14 protein-coding genes are annotated in these 17,034 nt (G+C 37.7%); all 14 read right to left on the reverse strand.

The genetic code is table 11. The features are described 5' to 3' along the window. Positions 1-4: 4 nt before the first annotated feature. Entirely contained in the window at positions 5-1,735 is a 1,731-nt protein-coding gene (locus AC27JP_RS02660; RefSeq protein ID WP_487111891.1) for an SLC13 family permease, read from the reverse strand. Between the two features lie 39 nt (positions 1,736-1,774). Then, complete coding sequence (cysN, locus tag AC27JP_RS02665) at positions 1,775-3,181, reverse strand: sulfate adenylyltransferase subunit CysN (protein ID WP_487111892.1); 1,407 nt, start codon at positions 3,179-3,181, stop codon at positions 1,775-1,777. Between the two features lie 90 nt (positions 3,182-3,271). Further along, entirely contained in the window at positions 3,272-4,171 is a 900-nt protein-coding gene (gene cysD / locus AC27JP_RS02670) for a sulfate adenylyltransferase subunit CysD (protein ID WP_487111893.1), read from the reverse strand. A gap of 130 nt (positions 4,172-4,301) precedes the next feature. Beyond that, positions 4,302-5,954: a glucose-6-phosphate isomerase gene (gene pgi, locus AC27JP_RS02675; RefSeq protein ID WP_487111894.1), complete on the reverse strand. Its 1,653-nt coding sequence runs from the start codon at positions 5,952-5,954 to the stop codon at positions 4,302-4,304. A gap of 77 nt (positions 5,955-6,031) precedes the next feature. Further along, entirely contained in the window at positions 6,032-6,250 is a 219-nt protein-coding gene (gene hepT, locus AC27JP_RS02680; RefSeq protein ID WP_487111895.1) for a type VII toxin-antitoxin system HepT family RNase toxin, read from the reverse strand. A 112-nt stretch (positions 6,251-6,362) separates the two neighbouring features. Further along, positions 6,363-6,746: a type VII toxin-antitoxin system MntA family adenylyltransferase antitoxin gene (gene mntA, locus AC27JP_RS02685; RefSeq protein ID WP_487111896.1), complete on the reverse strand. Its 384-nt coding sequence runs from the start codon at positions 6,744-6,746 to the stop codon at positions 6,363-6,365. 127 nt (positions 6,747-6,873) lie between these two features. Next, positions 6,874-7,779, reverse strand: a complete 906-nt coding sequence (gene galU / locus AC27JP_RS02690) for a UTP--glucose-1-phosphate uridylyltransferase GalU (RefSeq protein ID WP_487111897.1) — start codon at positions 7,777-7,779, stop codon at positions 6,874-6,876. A gap of 94 nt (positions 7,780-7,873) precedes the next feature. Then, positions 7,874-9,085, reverse strand: coding sequence for a glycosyltransferase family 4 protein (locus AC27JP_RS02695; protein ID WP_487111898.1), 1,212 nt, complete (start codon positions 9,083-9,085; stop codon positions 7,874-7,876). Position 9,086: 1 nt separating this feature from the next. Continuing rightward, positions 9,087-10,742, reverse strand: a complete 1,656-nt coding sequence (locus tag AC27JP_RS02700; RefSeq protein WP_487111899.1) for a heparinase II/III family protein — start codon at positions 10,740-10,742, stop codon at positions 9,087-9,089. Positions 10,743-10,841: 99 nt separating this feature from the next. Then, positions 10,842-12,962 (reverse strand): bi-domain-containing oxidoreductase, encoded by a 2,121-nt coding sequence (locus AC27JP_RS02705; protein WP_487111900.1) that lies wholly within the window; start codon positions 12,960-12,962, stop codon positions 10,842-10,844. Positions 12,963-13,017: 55 nt separating this feature from the next. Then, positions 13,018-13,491 carry an acyltransferase gene (locus AC27JP_RS02710; protein ID WP_487111901.1) on the reverse strand — a complete coding sequence of 158 codons (474 nt, stop codon included), beginning with the start codon at positions 13,489-13,491 and terminating at the stop codon, positions 13,018-13,020. Beyond that, a complete protein-coding gene (locus tag AC27JP_RS02715) occupies positions 13,484-14,623 on the reverse strand; it encodes a glycosyltransferase family 4 protein (protein ID WP_487111902.1) in 1,140 nt (379 codons plus the stop codon). Before AC27JP_RS02715 ends, AC27JP_RS02710 begins: the two co-directional genes overlap by 8 nt. Before the next feature lie 10 nt (positions 14,624-14,633). Then, entirely contained in the window at positions 14,634-15,821 is a 1,188-nt protein-coding gene (locus tag AC27JP_RS02720; protein ID WP_487111903.1) for an O-antigen ligase family protein, read from the reverse strand. Between the two features lie 10 nt (positions 15,822-15,831). Beyond that, positions 15,832-17,034, reverse strand: a complete 1,203-nt coding sequence (locus AC27JP_RS02725; RefSeq protein WP_487111904.1) for a glycosyltransferase family protein — start codon at positions 17,032-17,034, stop codon at positions 15,832-15,834.

Raw genomic sequence — 17,034 nt, forward strand, 5'->3', positions numbered from 1 at the left:
GGTCTTAAAACGAAAAAAACAGCGGTAATAAAGTAAGCACAACCAAGCTATAAGCCAGAGTAATAGGCCAGCCAAACTTAATAAAATCAGCAAGTTTATAATTGCCCGCATTAAAGACCATAATATTGGTTTGATAGCCGTATGGGCTAATAAAGCTGCCACTCGCGGCAAAAGCGACCGCCATCACTAATGGCAATGGATTTACCCCTAAACCAATGGCGATATTATAGGCAATAGGAAAAATTAGCGCCGCAGCGGCACTATTGGTGATCACTTCAGTCAACAACAAGGTAATAAAAAAAATAACCACCATAGCAATCAAGGCACTTTTCCCCGCCAACAGATATTCTATCTGGCCAGCAAAAAGCGTCGCAACACCGCTATTTTCAAAAGCTTGGGCCAGTGTTAATGCACCAAGTACAATAAGCCATATTTCAATCGGAAAGCGTCTTTTTATTTCATTAACCGTTAAACAGCCTGTCAAAATTAAAATCGCAATATAAAACATTAAGCTCGACAGTAAACTAATGGCAGTAAAAAAGGTAATTACAATAGCAATAACAAAGCCGAAAATGGTTAATGTGTCTCGCCAGCCAGAAAGCATGCTGTCGGGCGTATGGCCAGACAAAATGAAAAAATTCTTACTTAAATTGGTTCTCGCACTAAAGTCATTACCAACCGCCAACACTAAAAAATCACCAGCCTGAATCTTGATGTCGCCAAGCTTACCAGAAAGAGCCATACCTTCACGGTGAATGGCAACAACAGCGGCGTCAAACCGGGCTCGAAAGCCCGCAGTTTTTAAGGTTTTCCCAACAACCGCAGAGTCAGGTTTAATGAGCACTTCCGTCAAGTTTTCTCGCAATAAGCCATCTTGCTCTGCAAATAAACTTAAGCCGTCGAATTGTTGTAAAACAAGTACTTTACTAATATCACCACTAAAAATAAGTCGGTCTTGTTTTTGAATAATTTCATCGGGAGCAACCGGTGAAATCAATCGACCATCACGAATCAGTTCCACCAAAAATAAAGAGTCTAAGTTACGTAAACCATTATCTTCAATACTCTTACCAACAAGTTTAGAACGGTTGTTCACTTCAGCTTCTACCAGATAAGCTTTGGCGTGTAGCTGCTCCCCTTGCATATCTGCTAAGCTACTTTGCCTAACCAATATAATCCCCAAGCAAACAATTAACGCAATACCGCCAACTAAGCTAAATTCAAAAAAGCTTAGGCTTAGGTGCCCTTGTTCTATCCAGAGTGAATTGACGATAAGATTTGTCGACGTGCCAATTAAGGTTAGCGTTCCGCCTAAAATAGCGGCAAAGGATAAGGGTAAAAGTAACTTGCCAGGATTAATTAAGGTGTTTTTTTTAACCGTTGATATCAAGGTCGCGACAACAGCTGTATTGCTAATAAACGCAGAGCTTAACGCCGTAAACACTAAAGTTCGAATGCTTGCGGTTTTCACATTACCGCTTAACATTAACGATGACACTCTGCGCAAAACACTGGTGCGTTCATAAGCAAATGAGCATAAAACTAACAACAATAACGTTACTAGCCCGGGATTAACGGCGTTCAGTAAAATTTCATCGGAAGAAACAAAGGAAAATGCCAAACAGGTTAAAGTTGCACTGCCAAACACTCGCTCAGGTTGGTTAGGATAACGAACCAGAGCGAGCAGCGTTATCAAAAAAATAGCAACAAATAACCATTGAGTCCAAAGCATCATAATCAATGAGCAATCTATAATGAAGAAACAGTGAAAAGACTATTTCTTCATTAAATCGCGAGCGCCCCAATGAGGAAAATGCTTACGAACAAGAATGTTGAGTTCTTTTTCAAACTCTGAATATTGATGTTCTTGCTGTTCTTCTAGTGCACTATTTATCATACCGGCACCAACCGTAATATTGCTTAGTCGATCAATTATGATAAATGCGCCTGTGGCTTTATTTGAACTGTAAGCATCAAAGTGCAACGCCTCGGATGCGGCAAAATTAACCGAGCCAATTTCGTTTAACGCTAACTGGTCAACAGTAAATTTTTCTAATGTATTAACATCAATGCGATGGTCAATATTTATTGCATGTGCTGTAGTTAATTTACTGCCATGCTTAATGTAATATTCTCGGCCTGGCTCTAATTCATCATCATGCATCCAAACCACAGTAGCGTTTAGCTCTTTTGCGGAAATAGGAGAATTGCCCTTTTTGATGATCATTTCACCGCGGCTAATATCAATTTCATCTTCTAAGGTCAGCGTTATTGCCATACCTTGGTCCGCCCGTTCAAGCTCACCGTCAAAGGTAACAATAGATTTTACTGTGCTCGCTTTACCTGAAGGTAAGGCAACAATTTCATCTCCAACACGAATATGGCCTGAGCCAACCGTGCCAGCAAAACCTCTAAAGTCCAGATTAGGGCGATTAACATATTGCACTTGTAGACGAAATTGAGTGAAATCTTTTTGATCATCAACTTTGATAGTATTTAATAATTTCATCATAGTCGCGCCCGGATACCAAGGCATGTTGACACTTTCTTCAACGACATTATCACCATTAAGCGCTGAAATTGGCACAAAGCGCACATCGTCAAACGCTAAATCATCAACAAATTTTCGATATTCTTTCTTGATGTCTTGATAACGTTCTTGGCTATAATCAACCAAGTCCATTTTATTTACCGCCACTAACACATGCTTAACACCTAGCAGTGAACAAATAAAGGAATGGCGGCGGGTTTGTACTTGCACGCCGTGACGGGCATCAATCAAAATAATCGCTAAATCACAGGTTGAAGCGCCTGTTGCCATATTACGGGTGTATTGTTCATGACCTGGGGTGTCAGCAATAATAAATTTGCGCTTGTCGGTAGCAAAATAACGATAAGCAACATCAATGGTGATGCCCTGTTCTCGCTCTGATTGTAAACCGTCAACCAATAAGGCTAAGTCGACGGCTTCGCCTGTGGTGCCAGACTTTTTACTGTCATTTTCAATCGCAGCAAGTTGATCTTCAAAGATCATCTTAGAATCATGTAGTAAACGACCGATTAAGGTACTTTTGCCGTCATCTACGCTACCGCAAGTAAAAAAGCGCACCATTTCTTTATTTTCATGCTGCTTTAAATAAGCTTCAATATCGGTTTCAAGTAAGTCTGTTTGCTGACTCATGTTGTTTCCTTGGGAATTTCTACTCGACACATTGCCGATAAATTAAAAGACTAAAATCAAAAACTAAATTTCATAAAGAAAACTGTAAAGTTAAAAATAACCTTCCATTTTCTTTTTCTCCATTGAACCAGCAGAGTCATGATCAATAACACGCCCCTGTCGTTCAGAGGTTTTTGTTAATAGCATTTCTTGAATAATTTCAGGTAATGTTGTCGCAGTAGATTCAACCGCGCCTGTTAATGGATAACAGCCTAAGGTTCTAAAGCGGACACTTTTCATTTGTACTTCTTCATCCTCAGCAATTGGCATACGGTCATCATCAACCATAATTAATGTGCCATCACGCTCAACTACCGGGCGCTTTTCAGCTAAATATAAGGGTACAATTTGAATGTTTTCTAGGTAGATATATTGCCAAATGTCTAATTCGGTCCAGTTAGACAATGGGAAAACTCGAATACTTTCGCCTTTATTAACTTTTCCGTTGTAAACATTCCAAAGCTCTGGACGTTGACTTTTCGGATCCCAGCGATGATTTTTATCGCGAAAAGAATAAACTCGCTCTTTCGCACGTGACTTTTCTTCATCACGACGAGCTCCACCAAATGCGGCATCAAAACCGTATTGATCTAAAGCCTGCTTTAAACCTTGAGTTTTCATGATATCAGTATGTTTGGCACTGCCATGGACAAAAGGGTTGATATCCATAGCAACGCCTTCTGGATTTTTATGCACTAATAAATCGAAGCCGTGCTCTTTTGCCATTTGATCACGAAATTCAATCATTTCTTTGAATTTCCATGTGGTATCAACATGCAGCAGAGGAAAAGGAATTTTTCCTGGCGCAAAAGCCTTTCGTGCTAAATGTAATAGTACGGCTGAATCTTTCCCTACCGAGTAAAGCATGACAGGGTTATCAAATTCAGCTGCGACTTCACGAATGATATGAATAGATTCGGCTTCAAGCTTTTGTAAATGTGTTAAATGCATGGCTGTTCACTAATAGTGGTAACATAATATTGCTAAATATCATGCCACAGCAACCAAGCATTATCCATATAAGTAAAAGCTTGTTTATACCAAAAAGATATAAAAATAAAACGAGACTGTAGGTAACTGTCTAACTTGAAGCGTTTTCGAGGTTATTCTTATAGCGGCGAATAAGTGATAATGATGAAGAGGATAATGTTTGGCTTTCAATATCAGCCATGGGCTGAGCCATAACGTTCAGTACTTCTTTACCAAGCTGCTTACCCAATTCTACTCCCCACTGATCGTAAGAGTTTACTCCCCATATGACCCCTTGAACAAATATTTTATGTTCATATAAAGCCAATAATGCCCCTAACGATTTAGGATCTAGCTGCTCCATTAAAATGGTATTACTGGGGGTATTACCTTTCATGGTTTTGTGGCTTGCCAGTCTATTAGCTTCAGCTTCATTAACGCCAGATGCTAGCAATTCATCTTTGGCCTGAGCTAATGTCTTGCCTTGCATTAAGGCTTCACTTTGAGCAAAGCAATTAGCCACTAGCGCATCATGGTTTGCTATAAATTGACTGGTAGGAGCCAGCGACAAAATAAAGTCGGTTGGAATAATGTCAGCACTTTGATGCATAAGCTGCATAAAAGCATGTTGGCCATTGGTACCTTCTTGACCAAACACCACTGGAGCGGTTAAATAATTAAGTGCTTCGCCCTTATTCGTTACTGACTTACCATTACTTTCCATATCCGTTTGCTGTAAATAACCAGGCAATGCCCTTAATGCATGGTTATAAGGTAAAATAGCTAAACTGGGATAACCTAAGCCATTACGGTTCCAAATGCCTAACAAGGCCATAATCACTGGCATATTTTGCTTAAATGGAGCTTGCTTAAAATGCTCGTCCATTTCATAAGCACCTGCTTTCAAATCACCAAAATGCTTATTACCAATCACCAATGCCAAAGGTAAACCAACCGCCGACCATAATGAGAAACGACCACCAACCCAATCCCACATTGGGAGAATATTTTCTTGTTTGATGCCAAATTTAGTCGCCGCTTCAATATTAGTGCTTACCGCATACCAATGCTGGCTAATAATATCTGTTGAAGTATTGTTGTTGACGATCGACGACTTCAGCATCCACTGTTTGACAATTGTGGCATTTAGTAAGGTTTCTTGGGTAGTAAAAGTTTTAGATATCACAACAACAAGTGTTGTCGCGGGGTTAAGTTTGTTAAATTTTTCCTGTGCGGCATCACCATCAACATTGGCTAATACATGCGCTTTCAAGCCTTGTTGATGATACGGAACTAATGCCGAAAGCGCGACTTTAACGCCATAGTAAGAGCCACCAATCCCGATAACTAAAATATCGGTAAATTTATCACCAGTAACAGAACGCACTTCACCGGATTGAACATCATCAACAATGGTTGCCATTTTAGCTTCTGTGTCGATAACATTCTGGGCTTGCCCCCCTAAAACATCAAATTTAGCGGCATCAGGGGCCCTCAAAACGGTATGCAGTACAGCACGTTGTTCGGTATTATTTAGTTTTTCACCTGAAAACTGGGCAGATATTTTACTAGAAAGTTTCGCTTGTTCAGCTATGGAAAATAAGGCATCAAATTCATTATCAGTAATATTTTGCTTAGCATAATCTAAATGCAAAGCCGCTGCAGACAAAGAATATTTATCACTACGCCCTTTATCTTCAAATAATGAAAAAAGGCTACGTGATGACACGTGAGTTGCGAGTTTTGTGAAAAATTCAATATCCATAGTGTTTTTATAATTCTTTTAGCAATGATTGCTTAAATAGCATAACTATACGGCAACGATTTGAAGCTTGTTTTTACTTACGAGTGACGTTTAATTTCTTCTATAAATTGTTCAAAATCTATTAAATGCTTTGTTACTACTGACTGTACAATGGCAATATTCAGTTGTTGATAATCATGGACCGCAATGTTTCTCAAACCAATCATTTTTTTCATATTCGAAGCAATGCCCTCAGACAACAACCCTGCCGTAAATAACAACTGAAAACTATCTCGGCTACTCTGTGGTATGCCCAAACCATTTTTCTTATTTAAATAATTCGCGAGATCAATTGATACTTCACAAGCTTTATTCTTACTAAACAGCGAGAAATTGTTGACAACTTATTAACTAAAACATCATCCATTATTATTTACTCATAAACTCAGTTAATAAATCGGCACGTTCGTCATTTAAATGCTGATACATTGACATAACCTGCATCTCAAATGATTCAAGTTCATTGTCAATACTGTACAAGCAAGTACCTTTACTAATAATCTCTTTTTGCATCACCGTGGAAGCCGATAATAGATCAACCAAGTCAACATCGCCATTCAACTGCTCTGCCATTAACTGCTGAATCTCCCAACGAGTTACTGGCGAAAGTTTATTTGCAGGTAAAATAGCAAGATCAATATCACTTGCAGCATGAGTTTGATCACTAGCGTAAGAACCAAATAAATACACCAACTTAACACTAGGAAAGTATTCTTTTACCAAATTAACTAAATTAATTGAATTAATGTTCAAATAACCAACCTATGCTCAGCGATAATATAACTGCAATAACCTTACTTTACCTTATAAGCGTTATTGCAGCACAATATTTTTCTGATGATATGATAGCTTTTTGTTTTTTTACTGAAAGCTGACAGCTTTAAACTGATAGCTCTAATTGCTTTAAATAAGTTGAAAACTCCTCAGCTAACTCAGGGTGGCGTAGCCCATACTCGACATTAGCTTTCATGTAACCTAGCTTAGAGCCACAATCATGCGATTTACCTGACATATGAAACGCTTCAACAGTTTCTCGTTCCATCAACATCGCAATAGCATCAGTTAACTGGATTTCGTCACCAGCGCCAGGAGGAGTTATTTTTAATAAATCCCAAATTTTTTCTGAAAGTACATAACGACCAACTACCGCTAAATTAGAAGGTGCATCTTCAACAGCAGGTTTTTCAACTATTGCGGTCATGGTTTTTGATTCACCAGGGGCAAGTTCATTACCTCCACAATCTACCACACCATAACTACTGACCTGCTCCATAGGTACAGGCTCAACCATAATTTGACTATAGCCGCCCACTTCATTATATCGTGTTAACATCGCCGATAAATTTTCTGTTTTTAAATCCGCAGAAGCTTCATCTAAAATGACATCAGGTAACACTACCACGAAAGGTTCATTGCCTATGATAGGCCGCGCCTTCAAAACGGCATGACCAAGCCCCTTTGCCTCACCTTGACGGACATGCAAAATGGTAACATCTTTAGGGCAAATCGCTTGAATTTCATCTAACAACTGACGCTTAACACGCTTCTCTAACGTGGTCTCAAGCTCAAACGATTTATCAAAATGATTTTCAATAGCATTTTTTGACGAATGCGTAACTAAAACAATCTCTTTAATATCCGCAGCAATACACTCATTAACGATGTACTGGATAAGCGGCTTGTCAACGATTGGCAGCATTTCTTTTGGAATTGCTTTCGTCGCTGGTAACATTCGTGTACCTAAGCCAGCTACCGGTATTACCGCTTTTGTTATTTTATTTCTCATTATCATCCTTATTGAGCTCGCAGACTTATTGCATTATATAATTATTAATAGCATAAACTAACTTAGATACCGAATGGTGTATAATTTAAGCCAATTACTTAAGTTTATCTAGCATTAACTTCGCCTGTTGCTTACGATCATACTCCTTCGCTGCTTTACAACTATTCAGTGCTATGCTTTCTAGTCTATTCCGATCGTTATATAACTGTCGAACAACTCTAGCAACCTCTTCAGGAGACTCAGGTTTAACAATAACGCCTGACTGAGTGTTTTCCAATATTTTTGTAGCTTCACCGATTGGTGAAGTCATAATCATCGGAAGTCCCATTCCCATCGATTCAAATATTTTAGAAGGTATTACCGTTTTAAATAGCTCTGTATCTTTTAAACTGATTAGCGAAATATCACATAAACTCCATAGCTTGGGCATTAACTCTTTTTGTTGCCTTGGGATCAATACGACATTTGATAGCCCCTTGCCTTTAACAAGTTTCTCAACGTCAGCCTTTGCAGCACCACCACCTGCGAATAAAATTCGAACATCATCTAAATCCGTTAGTAACTCTGCAGCTTCGACTATTTTATCTAATGAATGTGCTAAACCGTGAGTACCTACATACCCTACAACGAATTTATCAGATAAATCGTATTGCTCAGAAAATACTTCATCTTTATTAAGAGCTGGTTCATACTTCGATAGGTCTACGCCATTTAACACCACGTCAATTTTCCCGCCATCAACACCACGCTCAATGAGTTCAGACTTAAAACTATGGGTAACTGAAATAATTTTATCGGCTCTTCGATAAAGAAACATTTCTATTTTTTCAAGAATTCGAATAGGTAATGAGCGCCCCATAGCACCAACCGCCGTGATTGAAGCAGGCCAGATATCTCGCAATTCGAATATAAAAGGTTTGAACCTAACAGCAGATAACGCCCAAGCACTTACTGCTGTGAAAAACTGAGGGGAAGTGCCGACAATAACATCTGGCTTTTTAACAAACAAACCAGCAAAAAAGCTAGTTACCATAAAAGACATAAAATCTAATATTCGCTTAGCAAAGCCTTCATTAGCAGTTATATAAGTCTTCACTCTACGTACTTCAATGCCATCTAATGTTGACTTTGAATACCAGCTATTACTGAAACCATTAAATACTTTACCTTCAGGAAAGTTTGGCGCACCAGTAATAATGGTAACCTTATGGCCTAGCTTTACCCACTCTCTCGCATGTTCATATGTTCGAGTAGCTGGAGCATTACCTTCAGGTGGGAAGTTATCAGTTAAAAATAAAATGTGCATATCAAAGCTTTTTCCAATTAATTTTAAAAGTCACTTTAGAGTTGGTAAATTGCAATAGTAGCTTCTTTGAGGGCTTTACAATACCGAATTCAGGGTGCCAAGTTGACTTTTCAACAGCCAATTTAGCGCCCGCCACTTCAAGCTCAATTTCATAATCATTTGCTAATAAAATACACCTGCGTTCCTCAGTCGAAATAACCTCAACATCAGGGTGAAGATGCAAATACCCAATAGCTGAATTAAAACTCCCTTTTAAGACATCATCAATAACACAATTAGTAAGTGATACATTCCAAACACGATGGTGAATACAGTCCATACCCTGTTTTTTATAGCCGTTATGAGCGGCAGAAAACTGAACTTTTTGATCTTGTGATACGTTGCCAACAACTCGATTTCCAATAGTAGCGCGACGGGCCACTCTAAAGCCGCTCCACACCTCTGACGAGTTTTTAGTATTTATTTCCACTGTATTATGAGCAGAAGTACCTCTTTGTCGTAAACGCTCATCACTCATTCCGTACAATGAAGTACCCGAGTTAACAAAGACTCGTGAATCACCCAACGATAACTCAAAAGATAAGGAGTCTGCATGTGCATGCCCTGGAATATAACTTGGCCCGACAGGAGCAAGATCCGCAATTAAGCTCATATTTGATGACTTAACTGAAACATAGCCGGAGTTCTGTAGATTATGAACAGCTAACTTTTCTACTGGAGCTTCTAATTGTTTTATTTTAAAGCCGAGTTTAGCCGCATACTCTCTAAGAATATTATTTTCAGGTGCAATACCAAAAGCAGAGTCATTAAAGAAACTTACCTTATCGTCACCTAGACTCATTATTTCTAGCCAACCGAACATTTTTATAATCGTTTGTTTAGTAAGTTCAACCATATTCTTAGGCACACGCGCTGGAAATGCGGTAAATAAATTATACAGGTCTAGTAGATCAGTAAGCATAATTGCGTGATACATAGGTGTTAACTCAAAACTGCCACCGTCACTTAGCACTTGCTCTTTTAGCTCTTTTTCAAAATCTTTTAACCCTAGCGCTAACCACTTATCAGCTTCTTTACCTTGTAAATAACAACCAGCAAACAGTAATGCTTTTAAATTAACAAAGTAATGATTTCCTAATAAGTGTTTTTCTAGATCTTGAGATAAAAAATCAGCTTGTTGGGCTAAGCTATTTAATATTTTATCGTTAGTTTCTAGACCGGATAAAAAAGCTTTAGTCCAATTTACTATTCTCAATGATAATGTGTAGGCTTCCCAACCATTGCCACCACTAGATGCAGGGTTTTCATCAATCCACTTGTTTATCCAATGTTGCTGTAAAGATTTACGTGAGTTACTACCTAATGAATTGAGATCGTCAAAATAATGCAAATTGTAAAGCCATAATTTTTCCTCTTTATCATTATTCCAGTCATTTTTGCTATTAACTTTCCCTTGATAATTCAAAAATACAACGTCAGTTTCAGTCAGAAATTTTTGTTGATAAATTTCCTTATGAATCCATCTTCCTTTCATTGGAGCGGGTACTCCAGCAACTGGGTGGACTTTAGGGTGAGAGAATCGTTTTAAAATACGATGATAAACTTGCGTAAATTTAAGATATTTTAAGGTGTGAAAATAAAGTGATAACTTTGCCATTAATAAGCCATTAATAAGTTGTGTGCTAGTTGATTTCATAAAAACAAAAAAGGGACATAGTTAAAACTAAGTCCCTATATTAAAAACACTAAAGAAACTTTATTTTCTCAGCGACTCTGCAATATTAACAGAACAACGAGCAACTTCCATAATCTCTTCAAATGAAATAGGAGAAGGCTCACCTTTAGAAATGGAGTCAATAAAAGCCTTAGAACAATTAGCTTGACCTTTATCTTGGCTCATTAGCTTATCTTTACTGAAGCCCTTCCAGTCATAGCCTATAAGTTTTCTAAAGTTATCTAATTGCAGAACACCATCGTTAGCAAACACTTCAATACGTTCTTTAGCGAACGCTTTACCGCCATTTGCTAGATAATTTATAGTGCCAAACGAACCGTCTTTAAAGGATAACGTAATTGATGCTTTGTCTTCAGTAATTTCAACACCATCAGCTTTGCCCATGCATGTAGCCGTAAATCCAGTTATTTCACTGCCAACTAAAAAACGCATTAGGTCAATATAATGACATGCTTCGCCAATAATACGACCACCGCCAACTTCAGCATCTTGTGTCCAATGATCACTTGGAATAGCCCCTGCATTCATCGTCATAATAAAAGCTTTTGGCTCTGAAACATTTGCAAGCAAGGCTTTCATTTTTATGACATGTGGTGCAAAACGACGATTATAACCAACCATCACTCTGCATTTTCCATTTTGTTCATTATAAGCAGCCTCTATAGCATCTAACTCAATATGTGTTAACGCTAATGGTTTTTCTACAAATACATTTTTACCGGCATTAATTGATTGGATAACTTGCTCAGCATGCAAATTGTGCTGGGTAGCAATGACAGTGGTATTAACGGCTTTATTATCAAGCAATTGTGTAATATCAGTTGAAGCATTAGCAAAATCATTCTTCTTACCATGATGTACAGCACTAACACCACCACTGGTGAGCAAAGTATCAAGTTTTGCCCCTGCTTCTTTAAAGGCTGGAATTAATACACGAGAAGCATAGTTACCACCACCAATAAAACCACATACAGCATCTTGTGCACTGTATGGTTCTACATCACGAATACCAACAAGTTTTTTTGTTAACAATTCATCAGCATTAGCAGGGTAATTTAATAAAATTCCCAACGACGAATGATCATCTAAGCATTTATATGCATTGATCGCATCATCGATTTCAAATCGATGGCTGATCAATGGTTTCATATTCAAAGCACCTGAAGACATTAAATCAAGAACGGCTTCAAAGTTACGCTGCTCTGTCCAACGAACAAAACCTAAAGGGTAATCATTTCCCTTTTCTTCATACTCTGTATCATAACGACCAGGGCCATATGAACATGAAACTTGAAATGAAATTTCTTTTTCATAAAAATCTGCACGAGAAAGCTCTAAGCCAACAACACCAACTAAAACAATACGGCCACGTTGGCGACACATATTTGCGCCATGGCTAACAGGATCATTACTTTTTGTAGAAGCCGTTATAATAACAGCATCAACACCTTGGCCTCGAGAAAAGGCATTTGCTTTAGCTATGGCATCTTCACCTTGTGATAAATCAACCGTTTCTGCACCAAACTCACGTGCCATAGCACATTTTGATGAGTCAAAATCAATACCAAGTACACGACAACCGTTTGCTCTTAAAAGTTGAACAGTTATAAGCCCTATTAAACCTAAGCCTGTAACTACAACAGTTTCACCAATGGTCGGGTTAGCAATACGAACACCTTGCATTGCTATAGCAGCAAGTACAGTGAAGGCCGCACTTTCATCATCAACATTATCTGGTATAGCAGCACATAAATTTTTAGGTACGCGAACTACTTCAGCATGATTACCATTTGAAATAACACGAGAGCCAACCTCAAATGCAGTACTCCCATTATCTTGCACAATACCTACATTGCAATATCCAAGGGGTAGGGGTTGATCTAATTTAGAACGCACGGCATCAATGGTAGGTATTAAACCATCAGTTTTCACCTTGCCTAGAACCATCTTAACTTTATCTGGTTGTGAACGAGCTTTTTGAATCCAACCTGATTTACCAAAATCAATCAACATACGCTCAGTGCCAACAGAAACTAAAGATTTAGTTGTTGATATTAATAACTGCCCTTTTTTATTTTGAGGACATGGGACTTCAACTAACTGTGTCTCGCCGTTAGCTATGTTTTGAAGAATTTGTTTCATAGATAATTATTCCACGGGATATTAAAATTGTTATTTAATTATAGATTCGAGAGTACTAAAACTTTCTAAAGCGTATCAATTTAGCAGGATTCCCGCCCACAATACCATTTTCCGGTACATCCTTTGTTACTACAGAGCCTGCAGCAACTACACTACCCGCATTAATCGTTACACCATGCATGATAATAGCTCCATGCCCAATCCACACATTGGACTTTACTGTAATCAGCTTAATTTCATCTCTGCCCGACTGGCTCATTGGGGTCGCTATATAATCAATACGATGATCTCCCCCCACAAAAGATACATTTGAAGCGATTAAAACATCATCTCCAATATTTAAATGGCAAGATAATGCCGCATTTCGACCAATATAAGTTCTATCGCCAATACTGATATCCCTACCAGCAGAAAAGAAAGAGCCACCCGCAATGTAACAGCTATTCCCTATCGCAATATTAGCCTTCTTTATGCGCCCGAGTGTTACTCTGAAATAGGTGCCACCCCACCATATAAGTCTTTTAAACATGTTTTTCCTTAACCGCATGCTTTAACGCTGCATTAATCTGATTTACATAATTATCAATATTATGTGTTAATACTGTTTTCTTTGCTGACTCTTTCATTTCATTCAGCAAGCCAGGCGAACTTTTTAACATAGTTAAATATTTTAAAAGTAGTTCTTCATTCAGCTCATCATCGACAATGCCATTAAACTCATTTATTAGATCAAGTTCGCAACCATCTCCAACACTACAAATTACAGGAATTCCATGACATAGCATATCTGAAACTGCCAACCCTCCCAAACCGGGCATAACAAAAACATCTTTATCAAACACGATGTTTACTAAAGGTCCCTCAACACGACCATGGAAGGTAACCGCCTCTGCTATTTTCTCTTCTATAACAATCCGCTCTAATACACCTATATGAGAGCCACTGCCTACAATGTGTAGTTCAGTATCAGGGAAAGTCCGATAAAGCTTGCAAAATGCCTTAATCAGCATTTCTATATTTTTATTTGGTTCTATAGCTCCAACAAATAAAACTTTAAACTTATTGTCCCCAGCCACCAATTGTTGCTTACCACTCTCATGAAACTCTTTTATCTCATTTAAACGCTTTTCCGTATCAACAACATTTACAGCAATAAAAATATTCTTTTTATCTACACCAATGTCTTCATAATATTTTGCCCCAATAGAGCTATAAGAGACTATCGCATCGGCTCTTTTTTCAATTGGTACAATTAATGGCTCTAAAATCTTTCTAAACGCACTCTTTTTTCTACCTCTAATTTCTCCGAGTCCCCATTGAACCATAGACTTTCCAAAAAGCTTACAGTATACGAAGACAGAAATATTATTTAAAAAATTGGACGCACCTTCACACAAAACAACGTCTGGATTATATTTTATTAACTCAAATAAAAGAAAAGGAGAAAACGGGAGTAGCATATTTCCAGCCTTTTTCTTTAAAGCTATTGGTATTGAGAACAGCCTTTTTGACTCAAAGCTATAAGGGCCTTTAGAGCTGATAACCTTAGTCCCCTCAAAATCACAGCCATAAAATAGCTTAAATTCGTTCTCATCTTTTAATTTTTCAAATACAGGAGTTCGCCAACCTTGGACTACTCTATATATAATTGCTACTTTCACTAATTTCTCTTTATGTATAAACTTTAAAATCAGACGGCGTATTATTTAACGTCTTTCTCTTTTTTAAATGTTTCTCTTGAAATAAATACCAGAAGTAAGCCCAAAACATTGTGCCATCCAAAAAGCCGATATTAACTCTTGAAATTTGCATTGAAAGGACAAGAAGCAATAAAATAAAAAGCCAACTAATGCTTGGCCCTCTTAGAATAAACAATAGAAAAATGCCCCCCAAATAAACTGATAGTGCTATTATTCCACCATCAGTCAAAAGGTTTAAATAAGCGCTTTCAGCTCCATTCCCTACAATGCCTGTTGCACGCCCTGGCTCACCTAATATCATTCCCCACCATGTAAAGTCATTATAAGCAGCTAAATGCTGAATCCAAAAGTTAACCCTCTCCAGATTACTTGAATGACCAGTATCTAACGCCCCAGATAAACGATTAACGATAATTTCTGATTGCTCGGATATATAATAAAAATAAAGCCCCAATGAGATTACTAAAACAAATACTGCAGACGCCACTATAGCTTTAAGAGATAATCTGCTTTTGATTTCTGTCCTTGCAATAGTTTCAATCACTATCGCTGCAAAAACACCTAAAATAGCTAAACGAGAACCAGTTAAAATAGAAGAGAATAATAAAACAGGAAACCATTTCATCTTTAAGTCTTTTACAAACAAAATGGTAAATAATAATATGAATGAACCAGCTTCTTTTGAATAAGAAATAAACCCTTTTGCTCGGCCAATAAATACATCTAAATCCGATGTTGGCTCTAATATATAGCTTAGAGTTAAAAACTCATACAGCATTGCGAATAAATTGATAACGACAAAGTACTTAAGAAGCTTCTTGTAAAACTCAAAATAATATGAAAAAAACAACCCTTGAATAATACTAAAGTAAAAGAACATTTTAGATAAGTTACTAATTGGATCTTCCGAGCCAGAAAGCCCCCCAAAAACCAAGAGACTGCTTGCAGTTAAGCTAAAACTAAAAAATACTTTTACTTCTACGCTAGATTTCCTCACCGCAATTAATATCAATGTTCCCATGATAAAAATGAGTAACATCGGCAACTTAATTACGGGGAAGAATTGATATAAAACTTGAGATAAATAAACAGAGAGAAAGCCAAATATTACAACTAAATAACTAAGTTTTATATGCACTGAAGGACTCAAAATTTTCACAAGTATAACGTTACCTATTCTCAATTAAATTAAGGTAGTCACGCGCCCTCGCTTTAAAGCTTGCTTTGTCCGCATACACGCTTAAATCATCGCTAAATTTATTATCGAATATTTCTTTAATAGCATTTTTTAATGGGCCTATTTGAGGACGACAAGACACCCCTAAATTATTTTTTAAAATCATGTCTTCAATTTCACCACCACAATTGATGCTCAAAGTTGGTAGGCCTAAAGCAGGGTGTTCGTATATTTTAGTTGAAACCAAGTAGCTATATTCGGCAGCATTAAACTGTAAAGCAAAAACTGATTTAGCATATATTTTTGATAATTCAGCCTGAGCAACAGGTTGATGTAAAAAGAATAACTTACTAGTAAATAAATCTTTATACTTTCTAAGTAACCACAGTGAAACCCTGCCATAAAAGTGAACTGTCTTACCACGCAATATCTCTGGTTCGCTAAGGCATAGCTTAAAAAAGGGCTCAGCTATTAAATCACGACCATTAGCTAGAGTCCCTGCATGGACGATAATTTCATTATTGCTTCTTTCATTATCTAACTGACGAACACATTCAAAGCTATGCCCATTCTCTATCACAGAAGAACTCTTAGAGTCTGGCGTAATCAATTTTTGCAGCCCTTGAGTTACAAAGACATTAACATCAGCCGCCGACAAAGCCTCTTTCTGCCACATTTTGACTTGACGACATTGCCACTCAAATAAGTACTTTTTAAAAGGGTTATGAGCCCAAGGATCTCTAATATCCTGAATTAGCCTTATTTCATCTCCTAAATCTTCTTTTGCAACTGCAGCCCAACGATTAGCTTGAAAAGGATGCCCTGTTGCTATAACGGTTTTCACATCATTTTGTTGCACTAACGCCCTAATTTTAGGAAGTAAATAACGCCCCCAATATTGAGCTTCATCATCATACCAAAACAATGTCCGAAATTTTTCAACGACAAAAGCAATACTCGAAGATAAAAATCTACTTCTAAACTTCAGCCCTATTAATTTATAAAAAGGGTCAGATGAAACTCTATGTACTTTAACGTTTTCGTGAATAAACGGGACATCCCCCCTATCTACAGTTAATACATGAACATTAACGCCTAGCATTCCAAGCTCTCGAGAGATATGCGCCCATCGATTAGCTCCTACCCCACTAAAAGGAGGAAATTTATGGGCAATTAGAATTATACTTTCGTTCAT

The sequence above is a fragment of the Colwellia sp. SU-HH01172 genome (genome assembly GCF_057553355.1).

Coding starts and splice junctions, on each gene's coding strand:
- galU (WP_487111897.1), bottom strand. CDS start 7,779: ATGAGAAATAAAATAACAAAAGCGGTAATACCGGTAGCTGGCTTAGGT.
- pgi (WP_487111894.1), bottom strand. CDS start 5,954: ATGGATATTGAATTTTTCACAAAACTCGCAACTCACGTGTCATCACGT.
- AC27JP_RS02725 (WP_487111904.1), bottom strand. CDS start 17,034: ATGAACGAAAGTATAATTCTAATTGCCCATAAATTTCCTCCTTTTAGT.
- cysD (WP_487111893.1), bottom strand. CDS start 4,171: ATGCATTTAACACATTTACAAAAGCTTGAAGCCGAATCTATTCATATC.
- AC27JP_RS02660 (WP_487111891.1), bottom strand. CDS start 1,735: ATGATGCTTTGGACTCAATGGTTATTTGTTGCTATTTTTTTGATAACG.
- AC27JP_RS02705 (WP_487111900.1), bottom strand. CDS start 12,962: ATGAAACAAATTCTTCAAAACATAGCTAACGGCGAGACACAGTTAGTT.
- AC27JP_RS02695 (WP_487111898.1), bottom strand. CDS start 9,085: ATGCACATTTTATTTTTAACTGATAACTTCCCACCTGAAGGTAATGCT.
- AC27JP_RS02710 (WP_487111901.1), bottom strand. CDS start 13,491: ATGTTTAAAAGACTTATATGGTGGGGTGGCACCTATTTCAGAGTAACA.
- AC27JP_RS02700 (WP_487111899.1), bottom strand. CDS start 10,742: ATGGCAAAGTTATCACTTTATTTTCACACCTTAAAATATCTTAAATTT.
- cysN (WP_487111892.1), bottom strand. CDS start 3,181: ATGAGTCAGCAAACAGACTTACTTGAAACCGATATTGAAGCTTATTTA.